A 21,774-nucleotide genomic window follows, 5' to 3' on the forward strand; every position below is an offset into this window, starting at 1 on the left:
CTTAACTTGGATAGTAGTAAAAAGCTGCTCCAAAAATTGCGAACATTCCTAAAAGGAGAACACCTTCAAGCCAATTGGATTTGGCATCCATATTGACCAGATTCACAATTAAGACACTAAAGATGAGGGCTATGACTTCAAATGCTGTGAAGTCAAGATTCATGGGCTGGCCGATGAGAGATCCGATAATGATCAGTGCTGGGGCGATGAGTAGGGCAACGAGCAAGCTGGAACCCATTGCCAACGAGATTGGTAGATCCATCTGATCTTTCCAGGCACCTTTTACAGCAGGCACATACTCGGAAAAGCCTCCAATGATCGGAATAATGATGATTCCGGTAAATAAGGCGCTAAACCCAAGCTGCTCTGTTGCAGGCTCTAAAAAGTGAACAAAGCTTTCAGACTGATAGGCTAAAAGTGAAGTGCAAAGGATTAATTGTACGATCCAGGGCAATAGATTTATGCTTTTTGCCGCTTCTTGCGGTAGCTCAGTCGCATCGTTTTTAATATGTTGGGGGTCAAAGAGATGGCTGTGAGTTGCAAGAGAAAAGATTAAAGTTAAGACGTAAATAGCGATGAGAATCACCGCAACGGTCATTGATAAACCGTGAATTGCAACGGGATCATCAATCCCTGATGTACTAATGAGGGACGCAGGTAGGGCCATCGCCATGACAGCTAATGTCATGGCCGCTCCGTTGGTGCGAACCATGGTTTCTTGAAAACTTTGTTCGCTATATTTCAATCCTCCAACAAGCATTGCTACGCCTGTAACAAGTAGCAGATCCGAAAGAATTGCTCCGGTGATACTTGCTTTGACGACATCAATGAGGCCAAGTCTTAGGGCCGATAGGGCAATGATAAATTCCGCAAAATTCCCAAAGACGGCAGTGCAGATTGCTCCAATGGTTGGCCCACTATGCTCTGCAATTTCTTCAGTTGCATCACTTAGTAGCAGCGCAATAGGAATGATGCCTGTGGCTGAAACAATGAAACAAATGAGAGTCGGCCATTCCTGCATTGAGGCCAACTGTGTAAGCCCCAACATTGTGAGGGCTGGAATGAATTTCCAACGCCCGGAGTCTACGAAGGAGGAAGTGAGGCTTTTCGGTATGGGGTCGTCGGTTTGGTTAACGTTTGAGTGCATGTATCGTTTGGAATAATTGGGTTGGGATTTTTGTTAAGGTTAAATTTATGGCTCCCATTGTTGTGCCCCAAAAAATGTGAGCTCAACGTAGTCGCTTGCCTGCTTATTGTTGCTTGATAAGTCTAACTGAAATCCTCCTAAATCTACTTTTTTGATCGACTTCAGGCTTTTGATTAGGCTCTCTTTTGTAAGTGGCCCTTGAACCTTCTTGATGCCTTCGGTGATTAATCTAGCAGCCATAAATCCTTCCAAGCTTGTGAAACCAAATCGAGCTGAAGAATTATTCACGCGCATGAGCCGTTGATAGTCTGCGACCACTGGAATCCAGCGATCCCAAGGAAAGGGAACCACTTGGCTCACCCCAATGCCATTGGCAAGCCCTACAGGCAATGATTGTTCCAGGGCTCTGGTGCCAACAAAAGACACATTCATGATCTGAGCATTAACATCCCTTTTCAGTAACTCTCTGCTTAACGCTGCCGAGCTCACGTACGTTGAGATGATGATAATGGCGTTTGGTTGGCTGGATATCAGCACTTGAAGTGCTGATTGGATTTTGGCAGAGTTCCTTTGAACGGTTGCGGTCGCAATTGGCTTCAGGCCATGCTTTTTCAGGGCTGATTCTGCAGACTTCAGGCCATCTTTCCCAAAGGCATCATCCTGATAAATGATTGCTATTTTTTGTCGTGCATTACGAACAAGACTGTCAACAATTTTATCTATTTCCATCTGATAGCTGGCTCTTAAGTTCACTACCATTTTTAATTTTTCATCACGCAGGATTGAGGCACCTGTTAGAGGGGCGATGAGGGGAACTTTTCTTTCTTCAATGAATGGAAGTATTTCTTTCGTTGTGGGTGTGCCTACATAGCCAAAGAGAGCAAGAAGGTTGGGTTTCTCGAGCAGTGTTTTGGTATTGCTGATGGTCAGTTCAGGCTCATACTGGTCGTCAAGGCTGATCAAACGTATTTTTTTTCCGTTGATTCCTCCCTGTCGATTCACTTCGTTAAACCATGCTTGGGCGCCGGCCTGATATTTTTTTCCTATTTGAGCCGAAGGTCCGCTCAGTGGTAAGGATTGGCCTAGGAGGATCGTATTCTTGCTATCAGAGGTAATTTGGGTGTCTTTTTGTTGGGCTGATGTGGCAGCTATCGATAGACTAAGCCCAAATGTTATGAGGGTACTTCGACGAAGAATTGTTGCTATGAGCTTAACTGGTAAAACGCTTTTGTGATTTGCTGCTCTTTTTTTCATGACGAAGGTTCGAAGACGGAGAAAGTGGAACATCTTGGCGATCGCGTCAGTTGTTCTGGCAGCCTTGCTTTCCATTATTGGAGTAACTAGTCTAAATGTTGATCAAGTGCCAGGCCGTGATTCCCTGCGTCTTTCTTCAGCTTCTCGGGCATTAACCACATCAGCGGATCGTCTCCCTCGCGATGGCTGGAGTTCACAGAGAGGAGAGTCGTTAAGCGGTAGTGAAATTCAAGCTGATATTGAAGCACTCGATGATGCGAAATACCATGTGAAGATTGGAGTGTATTCAAATAGTACCTACGATCTTGACTTAAGTATTCCTAGTTTCTCCTCCAATGGCTACGTGTGGATGCGCTGGAAGCAGCCTCTCCAGGATTACTTAGAGGCTAATAATACAGATTTGCAAGAGCACATTTCATTGCTTAATGCGTTGTTGTCTGATGCGGATCCTGTGTTGCATCCTGTGCAGGATAAGCCAGCAGTCTTGTCTGATGGTACGTATTACCAGCTTTATACTTATGTTGGTCGATTTTATATTGATAGTGCAACTTTTAAGAGGTTCCCGTTCCTCACTATTAGTTTGCCGATCGCGATTGAAGCTGATGATGTCGCGGGAGGGCTTGGCTATACGAAGCTGCGTTTTGAGCCTGATATTCGAAATAGTGGGATGGGCCTTTATGCGGGAACAGGAATTATTGGTTGGTTGAATCGTGGTTGGTCGATTGCTGAGTATCGCCATAATTATGCAACCAATTTTGGTCTTGGTGGGTTGGACCGGGATTACAGTCTCATTGTCTATGACATCACTTTCGGAACTTCGTCGTGGTCCTCTTTTTGGCGCTTGATGTTGCCTTTGTTGGTTGTGATGGTGATGGTACTTCTTGTCTTCAAAATCCGCCCTGATGAGCAAGATGCTCGAGCAGGAATTCCTGTCACTGTGTTGTTGACGTTGGTGTTCTTGCAGCAGGTGTATCGAGGTGAACTCCCTGATCTTCCTTTTCTTACTTTCCTCGATCTGGTTTACGTGATTGCTTACGTCATCACATTATTTGCATTTGTGTTGTTGGTTTGGATTGGACGCCGTTATGCCGATATGGAGAGAATGCCCCTTGGAGAGGCACGCGATAATCTCTCCAAACGACTTGAACTTCTCGATGAGGTCTGGCCTCTTTCAATGGTGTTGTTTTGTTCTGTTGCTGTTGTGACGGCCTGGGTCTTGATCCCTCCAGGCTCTTAATGATTCGGGGATAGTAGTTGTTCAAGAGCATCCACGAATCGGCTGATCTCGTTTGGTTTGGTGGTGATGTGCGTACAAGCTCTTAGGCAGATGGGTTCTTCTAGGTTGCGGATCCAGATTCCGCTTCTCCCGAGGATTTGTACGACTTCAGCAGGACTTTGCCCTGATGGATCGTTGATTTGGAAGCTCACCAAACCTGCTGGCGGTTCCCCCTTGAGCAAAGGAGTGGTTCCTGGAAGCTCCTTGAGTTGCCTCCACAGTTCACTGCTAACGGATTGGATGGTTTGGAGGCGCTCTTGCTCATTGCCCTCGTTGGCCAATAAGCGCAACGATTGACGAAGCCCTGCCATCAGTGGCACGCAGCTCGTTGCAATCTCAAAGCGTCGGCTGTCGTGGTGAAACGGTTCTGGATCATCGATGACGGCGCGCGTTTCATCGCGCAGGCTGCGCCAGCCAATGAGCGTTGGATTGGCTTGATTGAGGATTCTTTCTGATAAGGCCACGCCTCCTAGTCCCTCGGGTCCGCAGGCCCATTTGTGCCCAGTAAATGCATAAATATCAGCGGCCTGCGCTGCTGCTTCAACAGGAATTTGCCCCATGCTTTGGGCTGCATCCACGAGCAGAAATGGTTGCTGAGCATGCTGACGAAGATGGTCTGCGACCGCAGGGATTGGCATTAGCTGTCCGGTGTTCCAGAGCAGATGGGACAGCACCACTACTTTGGTACGTGGCATTAAGGAGTCTTCCAAGGCTTGAAGGACGCCAGCGTCGGTTTCGTGTTGTGCCTCACGTCCTTGTCTGAATTGTTGAACAGGGAGGTTGTCGACTTCCAGATGCTCTCGTCTGGCAAGTTCATGGCATGCGGCGACGACTCCCGGGTGCTCGCAATCACTGATTAAAAGACGATCACCTGCTTTGAGGGGCAGTCCCCAAAGGGGAAGAACGCAACCGCTGGTGACGTTTTCGGTGAGTGCGAGGCGATGGGGTGCCACACCACACATGCGACCAAGTAACGCACGTGTTTTGTTTGTTTCCGCACTGATATACGGCCATACATCCGTGGTGAAGGGGCCCAGTTCTTGGATGCGCTGCCAACTTGTGGTCATGGCCTCTAGCGAAGGCGTTGGCAACGGGCCCTGACCGCCGTAGTTGAAGTAGACCTTGTTGCCCAGTGCTGGACAGAGATCGCGGAGGGTACTGCTGTTTGCGGGGGGCAAGCCGTTGGTCAAGGTGGTCTTCCGAAAGGTTCCTGACTACATCGTCAAAGCACGGGCCAGCTACCAGCTGCAGCGTGGTGTGCCCTGCGATTGTCAGTCTCACGTTGGCAAGAAACAGTGGAAAGAGCCAGGTGGCACAACGCTGAAAGAGGCGCATGCCCGGGGCCTGCGCAAGAGGGTGAGGGATGAGAAGGGGCTCTGTTCAAACTCAGTGGCAGTCCTGGCTTGGTTGTGGATCACCCTCCAGCCTTTGATTCGCTGTCGTATGGCTGACATTGCCGGCCGGAAATCTGATCACATCCATGACGACTCTCTATTGATTGAGGATCACAGTGCATCCAGTGCCACTAGCCGTGATGGAGGAGTTGATTGGACTCGTTTTGTGAAGAAGATTGCTTTTCTTGCACAATAAATTGAATTTTATTTGTTCTTTTAGTGATCGAAAAGTTGTCGCCTCAATGATCGATCAAGTTGTCAAAATCTTATTCTTGATTCCTGTCTTTTGCGTGGCCAAGTGATCCATGATGAGTTCAGATTGTTGAGTCATAGTCTGCGTATCATGATCATATTCTGCTTGCCGTTTGTCGCCTAGTACAGCTGCTACGACTCTTGTATCAATGCTGAGCCAGAATGACCTGGCAGGTCATTTCATTGCCATTCCTGATGCCATCCAAGCCCCGGAACCGAGTTGGCGAGGTGTACGGAAAGCTCACGGTCATCCGTGCCTCAGAGCGTCGCACCAAAAGCGGAAATGCCTATTGGTGGTGTCGATGCTCTTGTGGTCAGGATCGTGAGGTTCCAGGCGACAAGCTTTCGCACAACGCAGCTCGTAAAAAGCCCATAGTGACGGCCTGTTTTGATTGTTCTCGAGAATTTCAGGTTGAAGGTGTCTGCGCCAAAAATGACCGGGAAGAGCGTCAACGACGCATCGATGCCCAGGAGCGTCGATCTCTACTGAAAGGCGTTGTTCCTGATGGATGGCTCACTTTGCCCCTTACTGATGCTCATGCCAGGGAGCTGGGGCAGGTGTTGTTTTTTCGTGGCACGGTATGTCTGAGAGGGCACCTTGCGCCTTATCGAATTAATGGGGGGTGTCTGACCTGTTCTGGGCAAAAGCCTTCTGCTCTGAATCATGCTCCGACGGCCTCGGCTGAGGTTGCTCATGATGCATGAACTCGTTTCTTCCCAATGCCCTGATCTTGTCAATGGGGGTTTTTAGTGGCTGCTAACCAAGCTCTCCCATTGATCGGGATGATCGCAGTGCTGCCAAAAAAGAGATGTTTTTTGAATCGTTCACTGGTTCAGGCCTAAGAATCCATCAATGTTTTCCAAGCCTTCAAGGTCAATGTGCATGTCTTGCAGAGGGTCTGCGAAAGAATGTCGCTTGAGGGAAAGGGCTTCAAGTCAATGAAACAAGGGCTTTGTGGAAGCAGATTTTTTATGCGACTTCAACGTCATTAATCTCGTTTGTCATCATTGATGACCATTCTGTCGATTCTTCGAATTGTCTAGAAGCCTCTGACTGTCAGCTCACAAAAGCTTCCTTTTGGTCAGAGCTCCTGAAAGACCTCCACCATCAGTATGTATGGCGAGGTTGGTTTGGGGGCCAGGAGGACGGCTCAAGATCATCTGGGCTGAAGGCATAAGGGCCGTAATTGATACAGGCAAGAACGTGAAGCGTTACTAGGATGATCAAAACAGAGCTAGGTCCGTATGCAGGCATTGATGATTCTGGCCCTCGTGTTGGTAAATCTTGCCTTGATCGTCCACCTGACGGAAAAAGTTTTTGGCTTTTGGAAGAAATGGAAAAACCACAAGCTTTTAGTCAACAACCATCCCGAGATGAATGCAGTCGATCCAGATCAGGGGCTTATGGCATTTGAAAGCGATGACCTAACCCGCGCCTTTGTGTTGGATAACGATGAGCCAGGGGCAAGCGAGCCGTTCTTGGTCAGCGGTGATCAGGAATCAGAGGATTGATCAGATCCAGCGTCTGAGTTGCAAAGCTTTCCAGCTGGTTCTTGGTTAAACCGGCTTGCTAATTTGAACTTGAACCACTTTCATTTTAAAGTAGTTTTTATTTGTGGTTTATACATGATTGAGTCAATCTTTAAGCCTCTATAAGGTATTTCTATTCAGGCCTTTTGAAATTATTGTTGACAATGCTGCTGTTGTTTTCATTGTTTCACGTAGGTGCTGAGCTTTCTAAACCTTTTGTTGGCACGATTGAGTGCTCAATCGCAACAATGATGAAGCGTATCTTGGGTGGCCTCCGCATTTTTCGCATCATGGCTACGTTTTGAGTTGATGCTTACTTGGGCATGGCCGCCGTTGATTGGTTGTGGATCTTGCATCCTTTCCTTGCAGTCGTGTTGGTCTATCCGTTGATTGGCGTCGTGGTGCGCTTGGCAGTCCAGACGCGTGCACGTCGGCTCCAGAACCAGAAACTCCCCGCCACGGTGGGGCGTGATCACAGCGATCTGGGGCGTTGGCTCGCAGCCGCGGTGGTGGTGGTGGTTTTGATTGCGCTCTCTGTTGTGATTGGCACGAAGGCTCCGCTTGCTCAGTTTGAAGGAGGCCTTACGCGTGCAATTCAGCTGTTGCTTGTGTTGTGTGGAACGATCGTGAGCCTCCTCGCCCTTTGGCGTTGCAAGAGGCCTGGATTGAGGTTGGCTTTTTCTCTAATCACCTGGGCCGGAGTGTTGGGGCTTGGTGCCCAACCGGAGGTTTGGAGGCTTTCGGATAACCCCTTGACGCCTGGGTTTTGGCAGTCTCATTACTGGGCTGGCGTTGGGGTGACGGGCTTGATGTTGTTTTCTCTGGGAGCTCGCATCGAGATCCTGCGTGACATTCGCATCCGTCGTTTGCATGTCACAGCCAACGTGCTTGCGGCCTTGTTGTTTTTGACGCAAGGCCTCACAGGAGCCCGAGACCTTCTTGAGATTCCCCTCAGTTGGCAGAAATCCACGATCTATGCCTGTGACTTCAATGCCAAGACCTGTCCTTCACTGGATCCGAATGCACAGTCTTGACTGATCCCTCTGGCTAAAGAGAGAGGGTTGCGGCTTCAACCCATGGACTCTGCAGAGTTGAAGGCACTGTTTTTACAACGTGTCAGCTTGGGGGGAAATGAGCTTGAGGCGATGTCGCAAGCTTTTTCTGCTCTCTATCGAAGCTTTCAGACGGATGTTGTAACGCGTGTTCGTTGTTCTCCTGTTGAGGACACGCTCTACACCTGGATTGATCCTCCCTCTGGCCGTAGCAACTTTGTAAGTTTGTTTTTCCATGGTGGGGGCTACACCATGGGGTCTACTGACGATCACTTGCAACTCATTGCCTCACTTGTGGAGGATTCTGGTGTCAGTGTTCTCGGAGTTGATTATCGTTTGTGCCCGAATAATTGTTTTCCTGCACCACTTGATGATGCAGAAGAGGCTTATCGCTGGTTGTTAGCGCAGGGCTATCGATCTGAGGCCATCGCTGTTGCGGGAATTTCCGCTGGCGCAACATTAGTGACGCAATTACTGCATCGTTGTCAGAGCAAGAGCTTGCCGATGCCTTCGCTGGCATTGGTGATGGCAGGGGTGATGGACTTTAGTTATGGAAGGGAGTCTGTTGTTTTTAATGCCAGCGATGATCTTGTGTCGTTGCAGCGACTCCAGGCCATCTCTTCCCATTATCTGCCAGATGATGGTTCGTTTGATGCCCGAGATGTTTTTTGCATGCAGCAGGATTACAACTCCTTTCCCCGTACATTGTTTCAGGTTGGTGATCGTGAAGTACTGCTCAGTGATGCCATCGCTTGTTTTTCAACTTTGAAAACAGCAGGACACGATGTGGCTTTGCACGTGGTGCCTGGAATGATTCATTGTGGGCAGCTATTTTCACGTGACTTTTTGCCTGGCCAACGCGCTACGGCTGAGGCAGCCCTCTTCCTACGCGAAGGATTCGCTGCCATTCATGCTTCCTCAGTGAGTGGCATGGGTGAGAGCAAGAAGCAGAAGACTGGTCATTGATACGGTTCCAGCCACAAACCAGCCAAGGCGCGTGCGATTCACTGCCGGGAGCTCTTCTCGGAACACGGCGATCAGCAGTCCCCCTCCAATAAATGCCGTTGCGATGGCGAGATGGAGGTCGGCCACTGGGTGGAAGAGTGCTGCATGCAACAGGCCCAGGACCAGGGCTGCGGTTCCGAACCAGCGAGTACGTGTCCGGAAGGTGGCGGGATGACGGGCGGCCATGGTCCGATCGGCTAGGAGAACATGGGCGCAGATGGCAATGGTGAACAACACTCCGTAGGCCAACCCGGTGCTGATCAGGGATGGAAGGGAATAGGCGTAGAGGTAGCTGATCGCTGCGAAATTGAGAGTGTGCAGTGAGCTTGCAACCCTTCCAGCCTGTCGCTCATGGGTGGCAAGCACGTCAAGGCTGTACGTCAGCATGATTCCCACGAGGGCGATGAGAAATAGCAACGCTTCTGTGATCGGGGTAGGGGCAAAGGTTTTCATCCCAGGGGCTTCCGAGATGGCTTGGCCATGACTGGCAAGCTCTGGCAATAAGTGCACAAAGACGTAGGCCATTCCTGCCCCGCCTCCAAAAGAAGCCCAACGCACCTGTTCGCGATCAGGTTGAGTTGCCATCTTGCTTGCGAGCCAATGAGCACTGGCGATCGCCATCACGCAAATAATTGAAGAGATCCAGAGCACTGCTGCCAACGCCTAAAGACTGTTTCAGTGTGGCCTCTTTTCTGAAGCCAAACATTCTTCATGTTGTTGTTGACTCATCGCGTTAAATTGCGGCATCGAGTAATTGGTTGTTGACGTTTTAATCGGTGGTAATTTGGCTTTTGCGATCAGTAATGTTTTGAATTATGAGGTCAATGTGAACTCGGGCACAGGTCGTAGATCTTGTTGCCCCGTCCATGAGCAAAGAGTCAAGTATTTGATCGGAATAGTGCAGTTTCAGTGGCCAATTTGTTGCTGCAGGTTCTCAATTAAAGCCTGGATAGCTGGCTCGTTGGTGTGTTGCGCCAGGACTATCAGGTGTTCGGTGTAGGTGTAGGGCTCGAAGTGTTCATGCACCTTGTTTGCGATAGGCTGAGCGATTCGCATTTCCGGTGTGAGATAAGCGATTAAAAAGCTTTCACCTGAATGCCTTGATGGCCGAAGATCAGTGCTGTCCTCTCGGCTGAGATTGCTGGTCATGAGCAACTGATCAAACCACTGTTTGGAGCGGTCGCAACAACTGGCAGGCAGGAAGGGCATCAGTTTCAGCTCCAGATTGCCGTTCTCCAGGCTCCATTGGAAGCCATCTTCGAGGTCGCCTTGGCTCTCTTTTGTGCGATGCAGCAGCGTGAGGTTAATCGGGCGTTTTTGAAGTTCAAGGATGAAGAGATCGTCGCGATCGTCAGGTATCTGCGTTGGTGTGGCCAGGCAAGCATCCAGAACGTGCTCTCTGACTAGAGTGATCGGATCTGTGCAGCTGAAATCTGCTCGCGGTGAGTTCATTTTCCAGCCCTTGGGAAGAACGATGCCAGGGCCTTGCTGAAGCCAGAAGGGAGCCTGAAGTCGTAGGCCTCGCTCGAGTTTGAGTCTCGCCATTTGGTGAACCTGCCGCTCCAGATCCAGAAGTAGGAGCTCCCCCGAAACCAAAAGTTCAGAATTGCTGCGTTTCAGATCGATCCCGAATCGTTTGAGGACTTTTTGGTTCCGTCGGGAAATGGTGCTTTGGCTAGTGAAATCAAAATCACCCGCTAGATCGGTGGATCCAAGCCACAGAGTCAGATCGAGGGCTGTGAGTTGTTCCTCGGTAACCATGCAGCCCTGATTGCTAAATCAAGTTTATCTGTTATTTAATACACATCTGCTCATCAGCAAATATATATTTATTAATAAATATCTGTTCATTAATAAATATCTGTTCATAGAACCTGAACGACTTCGCTCACCTCGGGAATCGATTCGCGCATCTTGCGTTCAATCCCCATCTTTAAAGTCATGGTGCTGCTGGGGCAGCTTCCGCAAGCGCCCTGCAGGCGAACTTTTACGACCGGTCCATCGATTTCTACAACTTCTACATTGCCACCGTCGGCCATTAAGAAGGGTCGTAGTTCATCAAGCACTTTTTCCACGTTCTCGTTTGTGAGGGCCATGGTCTCGGTGCTCATCGCTCGAACTTCGAATTGAAGCGATTGTAGGCATTTTGCCGACACTCGGCCTCATAGCCTGTCGACAGCAGATCTGTTCGCCCCTTGGACCGCTACGACGTTGTGCTCGTGGGTGCTGGGATCATGAGCGCCACCCTTGCAACTCTCCTTCATGAACTCGATCCAGAGTTGCAGTTGTTGGTTGTTGAACGTTTAGAAGCACCAGCTTTAGAAAGCAGCGCTGCGGGAAATAACGCTGGCACGGGCCATGCCGCCAACTGTGAGCTCAATTACACGCCTCTTCAGGCTGACGGCACGATTTCAACCGAAAAGCCGCTGGCGATTAATGCGAGTTTTGAAAGCAGCCTCGAGTTTTGGGCGACTCTGTCTGAGCGGGGTCGATTAGATCCGTCTTGTTTCATCCACCGTGTGCCTCACATCAGTTTTGTGTGGGGTGAGGGAGATGTGGCCTACCTGCGCCAGCGCTATGAGCAGTTGAAGTCACTGCCTGCGTTTGCGGCCATGGATTGGAGCCGCGACGAGGCTGAGCTGGCGTCGTGGATTCCGCTCGTGATGGCTGGGCGTGATCCTCAAATCGCGGTTGCTGCAACCAGGATTGAACGCGGCACAGACGTGGATTTCGGGGCTTTGTCTCGCTCCCTGTTTGTTCCCTTGCAAGCGTCGGGGGCCCTTGATCTGGTGTTCGGGACCTCGGTCTCTGATCTCAATCGCCAAGCAGAGGGGTGGGAGCTGCAATTGCGCGGCCCCTCTGGACGCCGCGTCGTGATGACGCCGTTTGTGTTCCTTGGAGCTGGTGGTGGTGCCCTACCCCTCCTTCAGCGTTCGGGGATTCCTGAAGCGACTGCTTATGCCGGCTTCCCTGTGAGCGGTCAATGGCTGGTGTGCAATGACCCGGATTTATCGGAGCATCACTTCGCCAAGGTGTACGGCAAAGCCAAGGTGGGGGCTCCGCCGATGTCAGTGCCCCACCTCGACTCCCGCTGGATTGATGGCCGGCGGTCCCTGTTGTTTGGGCCTTATGCCGGGTTTAGCAGCAAGTTTTTGAAGCAGGGGTCCTTGCTGGATCTTCCTCGTTCTGTGCGCTCCTCCAACCTGTTGCCCATGCTTCAAGTTGGGGTGAACAACATTCCGCTGGTTCGTTATCTCGTGAATCAACTGCGCCAGAGCAGTGAGGAGCGAATGGAGGCGTTAAAAGCTTTTCTTCCCACCGCTCGCACGGAAGATTGGACCTTGTCGGTGGCTGGTCAGCGCGTACAGATCATCAAACGCACCTCGGCTGGGGGGCGTTTGCAATTGGGTACCGAAGTGGTGTCAGCCGCTGATGGGTCGTTGGCTGCACTGCTGGGAGCGTCTCCTGGCGCCAGCACTTCCGTTGAGATCATGTTGGAAATTCTTCAGCGCTGTTTTCCTGATCGCTTGGCCTCGGAGACGTGGCAGCAGCGCTTGCAAGCGTTATTGCCGAGCTATGGGCAAGATCTCAATGCGAATGGAGAGCTCCTTCAGCGCAGCCGAGATCGCAGTGATGCACTACTTGGGTTGCAGATTGCGCGCTAATTAGGCATAGGCGCGCCCTTGTTGATCGGCGGCTTTGAGAGCGCAGTCCACGGCAGCGGCGCTGACTTCAAAGGGTTCGTTGTGGATGGTTTCTCCAGGCATCACTGCACGTTCAGCAATGGTTTGAATGTCTTTGTCGCTATCGGCGTTGACTCCCAATTGGGCCAAGGTGGTGGGAAGCCCCACGCTTCTGCAGTACTCAAAAATTTCGCAAATTTCGGATTGAGGTTGTCCTTCGAGAACCAACTGGGTGTGGAGGCCCATGGCCACCTTCTCTCCATGGAGCATGCGGTGACTGCCGGCAATCATGCTGAAGCCGTTGGCAACCGCATGCGCAGCAGCAAGTCCGCCGTTTTCAAAGCCAAGACCTGAAAGCAGGTTGTTGGCTTCAACGATGCGTTCCAGTGCTGGGGTCGCAACACCTGCATCCACTGCGGCACAAGCGGCAGGACCGTCGGTTAGCAGGATCTCGTGGCAAAGCTTTGCCAGGGCTGTTCCCGATGTCGTGGGCTTGCCCCCTAACTGATTGTTCACGTGGCTCTGGCGCACCGTTCTGGCTTCAAACCAGGTGGCAAGTGCATCGCCAAGGCCGGCCACGAGCTGTCGTTTAGGAGCCTGCGCGATCACTGTGGTGTCGACGAGCACCAACGCAGGATGGCGGGTATAGAAGCGATAACTCAGCATCTCCCCTTGCTCCGTGTACAGCACTGAAAGTGCACTGCAAGGGGAATCTGTGCTTGCCAGGGTGGGGGTGATCACCACGGGAAGTTCCAGCTCGTTCGCGACGGCGCGCGCGGTGTCGGATGCTTTGCCACCACCGGCGCCCACAACTGCTGTGAACGTATGGGTTTTGGCAAGTTCAACAAGACGATCAATTTCCGCTTCGCTGGATTCCCCTCCAAAGGTTTCAATCACAGGGGTGAGGCCAAGGGGCGGGAGCTCTGCTTGCCAGATGCGGGCTAGGCAGCGCTGTGCTGTACCGCCAGCAATGAACAACACAGAATCGGCCAGCCCCAATCGTTTTAACTCTCGACCGAGTTCATGCGTTGCCCCTGGACCTTGCACGTAGCGACCAGGGGACGCCAGCACGGCTAGCGGACGCTGATGAATGCAGCCTTGTTCCAGTGGGTAGGCCATGGGAGCTGGGAGTACCTCCCTCCCGATAGCCAATGTTCGTGCAGTCGTCAGATTGCTTCTGGGTTTGGATCGGGTCGATCGAGTGCGTCACGGCAGCTTTTCGATTCGATCGCATTGTTTTGGCTGAGGCAATGAGCCGCCCACTGCTTCTTTGTCATGCATTGAGGTGCTATCGCCATGCAAACCATTCCTTTGTGATCCTCAGGAACAAACTGGGTGGTCTGCTCTTTGAGGGGTGTCCCATCCTTTAGCTGCTGGGGTTGGTGCAGCTCACATGAAAAAGCTGATGTTGCGAAAGGTGCCGCCATGGTCAGGGATGCGGCCACGCTCAGGGCAGGTTTGATCCATCCAAGGGGGATGTGCGGGAGATCCATTGCTGTGTTCAGGGATGCTTGCCAGTGAGATTCACGATGATCACCCCAGCTGTGATTGTGGCGATTCCCACTAGCTGACCTGGGGAGGGAACTTGCTTGTAGGCAAGCAAGCCAACCAGCACGATGGCGATGATCCCGATTCCACTCCATAGGGCGTAGGTGATGCCGAGAGGAATGGTCTGCACCACTCGAGAGAGCAACAGCATCGAGGTGGAGTAAGCGGCCAGCACAACGAGTGTGGGAATTGGCCTGCTGAAACCCTCAGAGAGTTTGAGGCAGGAGGTTCCAATCACTTCGGAACCGATCGCCAGCATTAACAGAATCCAGGGTGCGGGCATGAAGCGTTTCTCTCATCGAATTGGTGGCGGCTCCTTAGGATTGGCGTACTGCCTACATCAGAAGCCCGAGCCGGGATTTCGCTAACCGCATGACCGACGCTCCCGTCAAAAGGATTCGCAACTTTTGCATCATTGCCCATATCGACCACGGCAAGTCGACGTTGGCTGACCGTTTGCTGCAAGACACCGGAACTGTGGCTAATCGGGACATGCAAGAGCAGTTCCTAGACAACATGGAGCTGGAGAGGGAACGGGGGATCACGATCAAGCTCCAAGCCGCACGCATGAAGTACAAGGCGGCGGATGGTGAGGAGTACGTGCTCAATCTCATCGACACACCAGGCCATGTGGACTTCTCCTACGAGGTGAGCCGGAGCCTTCAGGCCTGTGAAGGGGCCTTGCTCGTTGTGGATGCAAGCCAAGGGGTGGAGGCTCAGACCCTGGCCAATGTGTACATGGCACTGGAGAACGATCTCGAGATCATTCCTGTGCTCAACAAGATTGATTTGCCGGGTGCAGATCCCGATCGCATCAAGGAGGAGATAGAGGCGATCATCGGTTTGGATTGCTCCAATGCGATTCCTTGCTCTGCCAAAACAGGCCTAGGCGTTCCAGAAATTCTTCAATCAGTCGTGGACCGCGTTCCACCGCCTGCCGACACGGTGAAAGAGCCCACTAAAGCTCTGATCTTTGATTCCTATTACGACCCTTACCGCGGAGTGATTGTTTACTTCCGTGTGATGAGCGGAAGCATTAGTCGCAAAGACAAAGTGTTGTTGATGGCGAGCAACAAAACCTATGAACTCGATGAGGTCGGGATCATGGCTCCGGATGAGAAAAAGGTGGACGAGCTCCATGCCGGAGAGGTGGGTTATCTCGCGGCATCGATCAAGGCCGTGGCTGATGCTCGGGTGGGAGACACAATTACCTTGCTGAATGAGCCAGCTGATGCACCGCTGCCTGGATATGCGGAAGCCAAGCCGATGGTGTTTTGCGGCTTGTTCCCCACGGAAGCTGATCAATACCCGGATTTACGGGAAGCCCTGCACAAATTGCAGCTCTCTGATGCAGCGCTGAAGTTTGAACCTGAAACCAGCAGTGCGATGGGTTTTGGCTTCCGTTGTGGATTCCTCGGCCTGTTGCACATGGAGATTGTGCAAGAACGCTTGGAACGTGAATACAACTTGGATCTGATAGTTACCGCTCCATCAGTGATTTATAACGTTAATTTGACCAATGGTGAGCAAATTTTGGTGGATAATCCGGCCACACTTCCGGATCCTCAGCAGCGTGAATCCATTGAGGAGCCGTATGTGCGTATGGAGATCTATGCCCCTAATGATTTTAATGGAGCGTTAATGGGCTTATGCCAAGAGCGTAGGGGTGAGTATCTCGATATGAAATACATCACGAAGGAACGTGTGACCTTGATTTATGAATTGCCCTTAGCGGAAGTGGTAACTGATTTCTTCGATCAAATGAAGACTCGTACCCAGGGATACGCCTCGATGGAGTACCACCTGATTGGATATCGCAAGAATGAACTTGTGCGCTTAGATGTGTTGATTAATGCTGAAAGAGCCGATCCCCTCACGACGATCGTGCACCGCGATAAGGCCTACAACGTGGGCAAGGGCTTAGTTGAAAAGCTCAAGGAATTGATTCCTCGCCAGCAATTTAAAATCCCCTTGCAGGCTTCCATCGGTAGCCGAATCATTGCGAGTACGAGTATTAGTGCGATTCGTAAGGATGTGTTGGCCAAGTGCTATGGCGGTGACATTTCGCGCAAGAAGAAACTTTTGAAGAAGCAGGCGAAGGGTAAGAAAAGGATGAAAGCAATGGGCAAGGTGGATGTGCCGCAGGAGGCCTTCATGGCTGTTCTGAAATTAAATCAAACCCCTTGAAATGTTTATTGTTGGGCCACTGTGATGTAGTTCTTGTCAATCATTAAGTAGTCTCCAGTGCTGCGATTGGCTAAATCTTTCATCCAGTTTGAGTTTAAGCCAAGTGCGGTTGTATTGATAGTTATTTTTTTGCCGCGTTGATCGTTTTTTGAAATGTAATGGTCAACAGTTGAACTGAATTCATCGTTTGTCCATTGCCGACCTTGATGGTTGGTATTCGGCTCTCCATCGGAGAGGAAATAAAGCGTATCGGTCTCTTCATCATTGAGTGCTGTATCTAATCCATCCCATGGAATGGTGCCGCCCCAGCGTGTAACGCTTCCATCGTTTAGTGAATGTACAAAAGAAATCGCTGATTGACGTGTTTCAGAATCGTCTAAGGAGATAAGGCCGTCGACAGAAGGCTTCCATCTCCTGTGGTTGAGATATCCTCTCGAGCTAAAAGATTCAATGTTGATCTTGGTGTTATCAGGTAAACCATTGATGATCATGACTAATTCATTTTGAAGAGATTCCATCCGTGTTAGTGCACAGATTTTTCGAGTTGAGATATAGCGGTTGCCGTTCCAATATGTGCGTCGTTGGCCGCGGCCACTGCCCCAAAGAATGCAGGCACTCATGGATCCTGATCCATCGAGTAAAAAGCGCACACGATTTGAACTAATGTTGCGGAAGAACGCTCCATTTAGGAGTGCTCCTTGCTCGTTGGAGCTTGCATCTTCGATTTTAGATGCGCGAGAATACATCGCGAAATGAAGGTCGTGTCGGCTAACACTGCGCAAGCCATTTTTGATTTCTAGATAACTTGGATTTTGTTCTTCTTCGGTTTTTGGACTCACAATTTTTATGAGTTTGCGAGCAGAATCGGTTTCAATGGCGAAGGCGGGTTCCTTTGCAACTCGAGCTGGTGTACGTTCGCCGTGGTTCGCAATGACTGCAAAATCTAAATCAAGTTGTTTGACGATGTCATTCAGAGACTTTTCGGTTCCATCGGGATTCACTTGGGAATTACAAGTGTCTGGGTTGCCCTGACATGGCATCACACCGATATCTTGGAGAATAGGTGCGATATACGTCTCAGCCACTTCGCCGTAGCGTCCATCCATGGTGAGCGGTGCTCCACAGCGTTCAAGGGCGTAGCCGTTGCCACGGGCACTGGTGCTCAGTCCATAAATCACTGGCCTGTCAAGCTCAGCCATGCGAATGCCGAAGGCAGGTTGGAAAGCGCGTTTCCTATCAATGGCAATCGCTTCACATTCCTGGATCGAGGACGAATATTGTTGATGATTTAAATCTGTATGGGCTAGCTCAGCTTTCGGCGTGTCTTTTGTCTTGATCAACAAGTGCAAGCCCCGTTGAACTTCTGATCCCATCAAGCGCAAGCCACCTGAGGCGTTCTGGCGAAGAGATGTTTTTTCTCCCGTATGGCTGATGATGGACCCGGTTGTCGACAATGCAGCAGCTGAGGCGCTCACGAGAACAGCACTCGCACCAAGCGAGATCACGGCTTCGGCCATGCCGAATCCGTTTGGACTCCTACGAGCTTTTCGTGCTGCGGTCAATCTTTGAGCAAGGGGCTTGCGCGAAAGCATGAGACGAGTTATGCGCAAAGACGACAATCCATTGATAGACGCGTTGCGCAAATGCGGCGATGAACAACCAGCTTTTTTGTGCCACTTTCATGGCTGTCATCTGTGCTCAGGTCTATATGCCTGAGGCGTTAGCTCCCAATTGCCTCTACCGAGTAGCCGTTGCCATTTATCTGTAGGCATTGCGTCAGGCGTCCTGGGCCAGACTCGCTTTGAAGCTTTCCTTGCACGTTTAGAAGGGTATTCGGCTAGCTGCTATTGGGTTGTTGGCGCTCTAATCCCATCGTTGATGAGGGAAGAGGCCGAATTATTTCAAGTGATCCAGGGTTGTGGTGCCTGCTCTTTTGTGGTTACCCCCATTTGGGTTGGCATGTTTGCGTCGATTGGTTCCAGTTGCCTCGTATCAAGTAGCCATTGCCATTCATGTGTAGGCATCGCACCAACAGGTTTGGGTCAGAATCGCTTTGGATCGATTTCAGTAGAAGCGTGAGCGTCTGAGGAGTGGCACTTGTCCCCGGTGGACTGATGCAAAATTTCGATTCCAGAGATCGTGCTTGCACTGTTTTACTCATGCGACTTCCCTCTAAATTCATGACCCTCAGACGGCTAGAAGGATCTTCTTCGCTGCAATGATTCAGAGGTTCGGCTTGGCTTCCATCAGGTTGTTGCCGCTCTAATCCCATTGATGATGGAGGCGCCCAATTGTTTGCCTCAAAGCAAATGCAGTGTGAGAGGCGCTCTTCACGCAAGCGCGTGCGCAGATTAAAAAGGCCTACTTCGACGAGACGCGAGTACTGGTCAACTTCTCCCTGAAGACGTTGACGACGAAATGTCGGTAGCATCCAGCTTGCTGTGAGCGCTGCAATCGTCGCGATCACGAGAACCTCCAGCATTGTGAAGCCACCCGACCTTATGCCTCTCATCGACAACGGGGAGCAAAGGTTGGATGAAGTTCAACCATTCTCTGTTCTGTGGAGATGGTTTGCTCTGGTGCTTGGAATTGATAAGCGACTTCAATGACATCCCACCCCTCTCCTAGAGAGGTGATCGTGAATGTGCGTTCGGCCATGGCTGGTCGTGGAACATGCTGAGTGGCGCCAGCCTGATTAATTCGGGAAATTAAATAGGCTTCTGGTGCCGAGCACGCTCGCTCTCGATCGAGGGGTGGGATGGATTCCAGGGTGAGACGACTATTCGCTTGCTGAATGAGTTGCATATTGCTGTTGATCTCTGCTTCGATACGACTTCGCTGTTGTTCGATGCTGGTTCTGGTGAGTGCAGAGATTGAGACTCTGCTGATGCCGATCATCACCCCTGCCAGGATTAGGGCTCCGATTAGCACCTCTAGGAGGGTAAATCCTTCGCAGGAGTTGCTGCATTGATTTCGCATAACTACCACTGACGGAATGTGTCGATCCCAGTGCCAAGAATCCCCCGGTTGATGGTGCGTCCAATGCCAGTGAAACCACTGTTCTTCCACTCCCATAGTTCACCTGCTTGCATGCTGAGGTGTTGATTGCTGCCTATGTCGGTTGTGGTGAGTTTGAGTTGATGTCCATTCGCACAGAATGCATGGGACCAGATCATTCCTCGTAGTTGAGTATCACCGGTTAGATGGACGCTTCCACGGGGTAGAGACACCATGGCGGAAGGAAGGCTCACTCCTTGTATCTTCAGTTGCTGCTGTGATGGTTGGCAGTTTTGAGGTGAATCTCCAGAACTGGCTGTGATCACAAGGCGTTCAGGTCTGTTGTTACAGCTATCGTCGGATCCAGTATTGACCCCGCAAATTTGAGCGTTGTTTCCTAGCTGGATTCCTCCACTCATTCCGGATGGAGAGGGTGAAGCACCCTGGGGTAATTCCATGTGCAGCACCACTGGACGGCTGTCGTTTTCGATCAGCAATCGAGAGTTTTTTTGTAAGTTGATGTGCTCCACATAGATATGGCAGTCGCCACTGTGGCCAGGGCAAATCGCTGTTGCGGGAATGCGCACTGAATTGCCTTCCCGTATAACATCCATAGGTGCTCTCCGACGGCTATCTGTTTTGTCTCTAATGCAAATAGAGGAGCGATTCCTGCGTGGTCCGCATTGATTTTTTGTGTCATCAAAACTCCAAATATGCTCATCAATCTTGGGTCTGATTGCATAAAGGTTGCTCGGTGGAAGAGTTCTATTCAAGACAGGCCAGATCCGTAATCCCAATTGGTTGTCATTATCGGTTTGTCCACGTGCTTCTGTGAGCAGTGTGTCGCTTGAGCATCCGTCAGTACGGAGATAGGGCTGATTGGTTTGGACCAAATGAAGAATGCTTCCTGGCCCGACGATCTGGGCTGGGCCTAAATCCAAATATTGGGCTGTTAATACACCCCAATCATTCTCATTTGAAACGCTTCCATTCACATAGAGGGAGCGGGTCAGGAGCGTACGAGCAAGCATCTGCTCTTCGCCAGAATTGTTGATGCGTTTGACGACGCCTTCAACCTCAAAGACTCCTTCTCCTACTCCAGTTTTGCTTGGGCTTGAGTAGCCTCGCATGCGATAAAAAGCCTGAATTTTCCCCTGTGAATCCTCCCGAAATAGTTTACGATCACTCGTATGAAAAGGTATTTCGTTGGTTGGCCAAGACCTTGATGCAATGGGATGATCGGGCATTCCTATACTGGTATCTGTGCAGATTTCCTCCAAATTAAGCTCAGGATTGTCTTGTAAATTCAACCAGGTTAATCCATTATTCGCGGCAGACGTATTTTCTTGATTGTCGATCGTGAAGAGGAATCCCCGATACTGATCTTTGTCTGGGTTGTTCAGTAGCGCCAATATCCTGTTAAATCCATTCAGTGCAGCAGCTTCTGATATTTGCTGATAGCTTTCTGAACTGCTTAGCCTTTTTGCGTATAATTGATTAATCAATAAAGCGCTCGCTCCGGCGCTCAGCACCAATCCCAGCATTAGCGCCAGTAATATTGCAATCCCGTTTTCGTCCTCCCGAAAATGTTTGTTTCTAGTGGTATTGATCTTCACCCGCTACTCCCTTGGCATTTTAACGAGTTAATATTTGCCGCCTCATCTTTGCGGCCAATGATTTGATCACTGGCGCCAGTTTGAAGATCAATGCAAGCAATGATGTTTAAATCCGACGCTGCTGTGTTAGTTGCTATAGCTTCAAATACGTAGTATTTTTCTGCATTCATACTATTGATTCGATTCAATTGATAGCGTTCACCAGGTAGGGTAATCGCCTTCGTTAAATCGCCGTCTTCTATCACGGCTGGGCCTTGATTTGTCATCAAGGTTGTCATGGTGTTCAGGTCAACCCATCGCTTAGGTTGCGTTCCAAACTCATCGGCAAATGCAGCGACCGTTGCCATCATCTGTGCCATCGTCGCGTTCGCTTCAGCCTGGTGCGTCTTTTGGATTTGACGAAAATAATTGGGCAGGGCAATTGAGCTCAAAATGCCGACAATTCCCACGGTGATGATCACCTCTGTCAAGGTGAAGCCTTTCAGCCCAAGAGGCCTATCGGAATCAAGTCTTTTGAGCGAGGTGAGCACGAACTCTCATCTTTTCCTCAGTCAATACTAAGGAGGAATTCAAGGAAAGGCCAGGGTAGGCACTAAAGATTTTTTCATGTATCAATGCCATTAGGCTACGCATGGATGGGTTTTCAGTCGCTCCAGCTCCGACTGTTATCTTTCTTGTCGTGTCTCATTCATCATTGGTTTTTAAGGTTTGGAACCTAATTTATCAATGAAGTGGAGATTGTAGATAGAGTTGGAATGTGAGCTTTGATGGCTACCAATATCAAGTGCGATCATTCGTTAATGCTTATCGTTTTTTGATAAGGACGCTAAAAA

At 50.4% G+C, this 21,774-nt stretch carries 22 protein-coding genes; 8 read left to right on the plus strand and 14 right to left on the minus strand.

The features are described from left to right. Window position 1: 1 nt before the first annotated feature. Window positions 2–1,147: a calcium/proton exchanger gene (gene cax, locus SYNC_RS03055; RefSeq protein WP_011618578.1), complete on the minus strand. Its 1,146-nt coding sequence runs from the start codon at window positions 1,145–1,147 to the stop codon at window positions 2–4. A 45-nt stretch (window positions 1,148–1,192) separates the two neighbouring features. Then, the gene (locus SYNC_RS03060; protein ID WP_148201817.1) at window positions 1,193–2,401 is read right to left on the minus strand and encodes an ABC transporter substrate-binding protein; all 1,209 of its coding nucleotides are present in this window, start codon (window positions 2,399–2,401) and stop codon (window positions 1,193–1,195) included. 34 nt (window positions 2,402–2,435) lie between these two features. Between SYNC_RS03060 and SYNC_RS03065 the strand changes: the two genes are divergently transcribed. Continuing rightward, window positions 2,436–3,638: a hypothetical protein gene (locus SYNC_RS03065; protein WP_148201818.1), complete on the plus strand. Its 1,203-nt coding sequence runs from the start codon at window positions 2,436–2,438 to the stop codon at window positions 3,636–3,638. Here the strand turns inward: SYNC_RS03065 and SYNC_RS03070 are convergent. Next, a complete protein-coding gene (locus tag SYNC_RS03070; RefSeq protein WP_041426883.1) occupies window positions 3,635–4,855 on the minus strand; it encodes an aminotransferase class V-fold PLP-dependent enzyme in 1,221 nt (406 codons plus the stop codon). The two genes, SYNC_RS03065 and SYNC_RS03070, sit on opposite strands and share 4 nt — an antisense overlap. Before the next feature lie 4 nt (window positions 4,856–4,859). Here SYNC_RS03070 and SYNC_RS03075 point away from each other — a divergent pair, with 4 nt between their 5' ends. The 5 genes from SYNC_RS03075 (at window position 4,860) to SYNC_RS03095 (ending at window position 8,871) form a co-directional block, all read left to right on the plus strand. After that, window positions 4,860–5,267, plus strand: coding sequence for a hypothetical protein (locus SYNC_RS03075; protein WP_011618582.1), 408 nt, complete (start codon window positions 4,860–4,862; stop codon window positions 5,265–5,267). Window positions 5,268–5,518: 251 nt separating this feature from the next. After that, window positions 5,519–6,028 carry a hypothetical protein gene (locus tag SYNC_RS03080; RefSeq protein ID WP_041426884.1) on the plus strand — a complete coding sequence of 170 codons (510 nt, stop codon included), beginning with the start codon at window positions 5,519–5,521 and terminating at the stop codon, window positions 6,026–6,028. 540 nt (window positions 6,029–6,568) lie between these two features. Then, on the plus strand, window positions 6,569–6,835 hold the full coding sequence (locus SYNC_RS03085) for a hypothetical protein (RefSeq protein WP_011618586.1): 267 nt from the start codon (window positions 6,569–6,571) through the stop codon (window positions 6,833–6,835). Between the two features lie 341 nt (window positions 6,836–7,176). After that, window positions 7,177–7,887, plus strand: a complete 711-nt coding sequence (locus SYNC_RS03090; protein WP_041426362.1) for a DUF4079 domain-containing protein — start codon at window positions 7,177–7,179, stop codon at window positions 7,885–7,887. A gap of 42 nt (window positions 7,888–7,929) precedes the next feature. Then, complete coding sequence (locus tag SYNC_RS03095; RefSeq protein WP_041426363.1) at window positions 7,930–8,871, plus strand: alpha/beta hydrolase; 942 nt, start codon at window positions 7,930–7,932, stop codon at window positions 8,869–8,871. On the opposite strand, the gene SYNC_RS03100 is transcribed toward SYNC_RS03095, so the two are convergent. The 3 genes from SYNC_RS03100 to SYNC_RS03110 form a co-directional block, all read right to left on the minus strand. Continuing rightward, window positions 8,824–9,531 carry a hypothetical protein gene (locus tag SYNC_RS03100; RefSeq protein ID WP_237699260.1) on the minus strand — a complete coding sequence of 236 codons (708 nt, stop codon included), beginning with the start codon at window positions 9,529–9,531 and terminating at the stop codon, window positions 8,824–8,826. The genes SYNC_RS03095 and SYNC_RS03100 overlap by 48 nt on opposite strands. 285 nt (window positions 9,532–9,816) lie before the next feature. Then, complete coding sequence (locus tag SYNC_RS03105) at window positions 9,817–10,671, minus strand: hypothetical protein (RefSeq protein ID WP_011618591.1); 855 nt, start codon at window positions 10,669–10,671, stop codon at window positions 9,817–9,819. A gap of 104 nt (window positions 10,672–10,775) precedes the next feature. Further along, window positions 10,776–11,021, minus strand: coding sequence for a NifU family protein (locus SYNC_RS03110; RefSeq protein ID WP_011618592.1), 246 nt, complete (start codon window positions 11,019–11,021; stop codon window positions 10,776–10,778). A gap of 84 nt (window positions 11,022–11,105) precedes the next feature. On the opposite strand from SYNC_RS03110, the gene SYNC_RS03115 reads away from it, so the two are divergent. Beyond that, complete coding sequence (locus tag SYNC_RS03115; protein WP_011618593.1) at window positions 11,106–12,575, plus strand: malate:quinone oxidoreductase; 1,470 nt, start codon at window positions 11,106–11,108, stop codon at window positions 12,573–12,575. Here SYNC_RS03115 and SYNC_RS03120 read toward each other — a convergent pair whose 3' ends face one another. From SYNC_RS03120 to SYNC_RS03130, 3 genes are read right to left on the minus strand one after another with little or no spacing between them, the layout of a single operon-like run. Beyond that, the gene (locus SYNC_RS03120; protein ID WP_011618594.1) at window positions 12,576–13,712 is read right to left on the minus strand and encodes a glycerol dehydrogenase; all 1,137 of its coding nucleotides are present in this window, start codon (window positions 13,710–13,712) and stop codon (window positions 12,576–12,578) included. A gap of 47 nt (window positions 13,713–13,759) precedes the next feature. After that, the gene (locus SYNC_RS03125; protein ID WP_011618595.1) at window positions 13,760–14,086 is read right to left on the minus strand and encodes a hypothetical protein; all 327 of its coding nucleotides are present in this window, start codon (window positions 14,084–14,086) and stop codon (window positions 13,760–13,762) included. A gap of 8 nt (window positions 14,087–14,094) precedes the next feature. Beyond that, complete coding sequence (locus SYNC_RS03130) at window positions 14,095–14,424, minus strand: multidrug efflux SMR transporter (RefSeq protein WP_011618596.1); 330 nt, start codon at window positions 14,422–14,424, stop codon at window positions 14,095–14,097. Window positions 14,425–14,513: 89 nt separating this feature from the next. Between SYNC_RS03130 and lepA the strand changes: the two genes are divergently transcribed. Then, window positions 14,514–16,328 carry a translation elongation factor 4 gene (gene lepA / locus SYNC_RS03135; RefSeq protein ID WP_011618597.1) on the plus strand — a complete coding sequence of 605 codons (1,815 nt, stop codon included), beginning with the start codon at window positions 14,514–14,516 and terminating at the stop codon, window positions 16,326–16,328. 5 nt (window positions 16,329–16,333) lie between these two features. Here lepA and SYNC_RS03140 read toward each other — a convergent pair whose 3' ends face one another. The 5 genes from SYNC_RS03140 to SYNC_RS03160 all read right to left on the minus strand — a co-directional run bounded on the left by SYNC_RS03140 (window position 16,334) and on the right by SYNC_RS03160 (window position 21,471). Then, the gene (locus tag SYNC_RS03140; protein ID WP_011618598.1) at window positions 16,334–17,845 is read right to left on the minus strand and encodes a hypothetical protein; all 1,512 of its coding nucleotides are present in this window, start codon (window positions 17,843–17,845) and stop codon (window positions 16,334–16,336) included. Between the two features lie 422 nt (window positions 17,846–18,267). Continuing rightward, entirely contained in the window at window positions 18,268–18,810 is a 543-nt protein-coding gene (locus tag SYNC_RS03145; protein WP_148201819.1) for a hypothetical protein, read from the minus strand. A 26-nt stretch (window positions 18,811–18,836) separates the two neighbouring features. After that, on the minus strand, window positions 18,837–19,259 hold the full coding sequence (locus SYNC_RS03150; protein ID WP_167897141.1) for a hypothetical protein: 423 nt from the start codon (window positions 19,257–19,259) through the stop codon (window positions 18,837–18,839). A gap of 50 nt (window positions 19,260–19,309) precedes the next feature. Continuing rightward, window positions 19,310–20,455 (minus strand): hypothetical protein, encoded by a 1,146-nt coding sequence (locus SYNC_RS03155; RefSeq protein WP_148201821.1) that lies wholly within the window; start codon window positions 20,453–20,455, stop codon window positions 19,310–19,312. A gap of 482 nt (window positions 20,456–20,937) precedes the next feature. Next, the gene (locus tag SYNC_RS03160; protein ID WP_049750315.1) at window positions 20,938–21,471 is read right to left on the minus strand and encodes a type IV pilin protein; all 534 of its coding nucleotides are present in this window, start codon (window positions 21,469–21,471) and stop codon (window positions 20,938–20,940) included. Window positions 21,472–21,774 lie beyond the last annotated feature (303 nt).

Origin of the sequence: Synechococcus sp. CC9311 (assembly GCF_000014585.1) — a bacterium.
In the GTDB taxonomy this organism is placed as follows: domain Bacteria; phylum Cyanobacteriota; class Cyanobacteriia; order PCC-6307; family Cyanobiaceae; genus Synechococcus_C.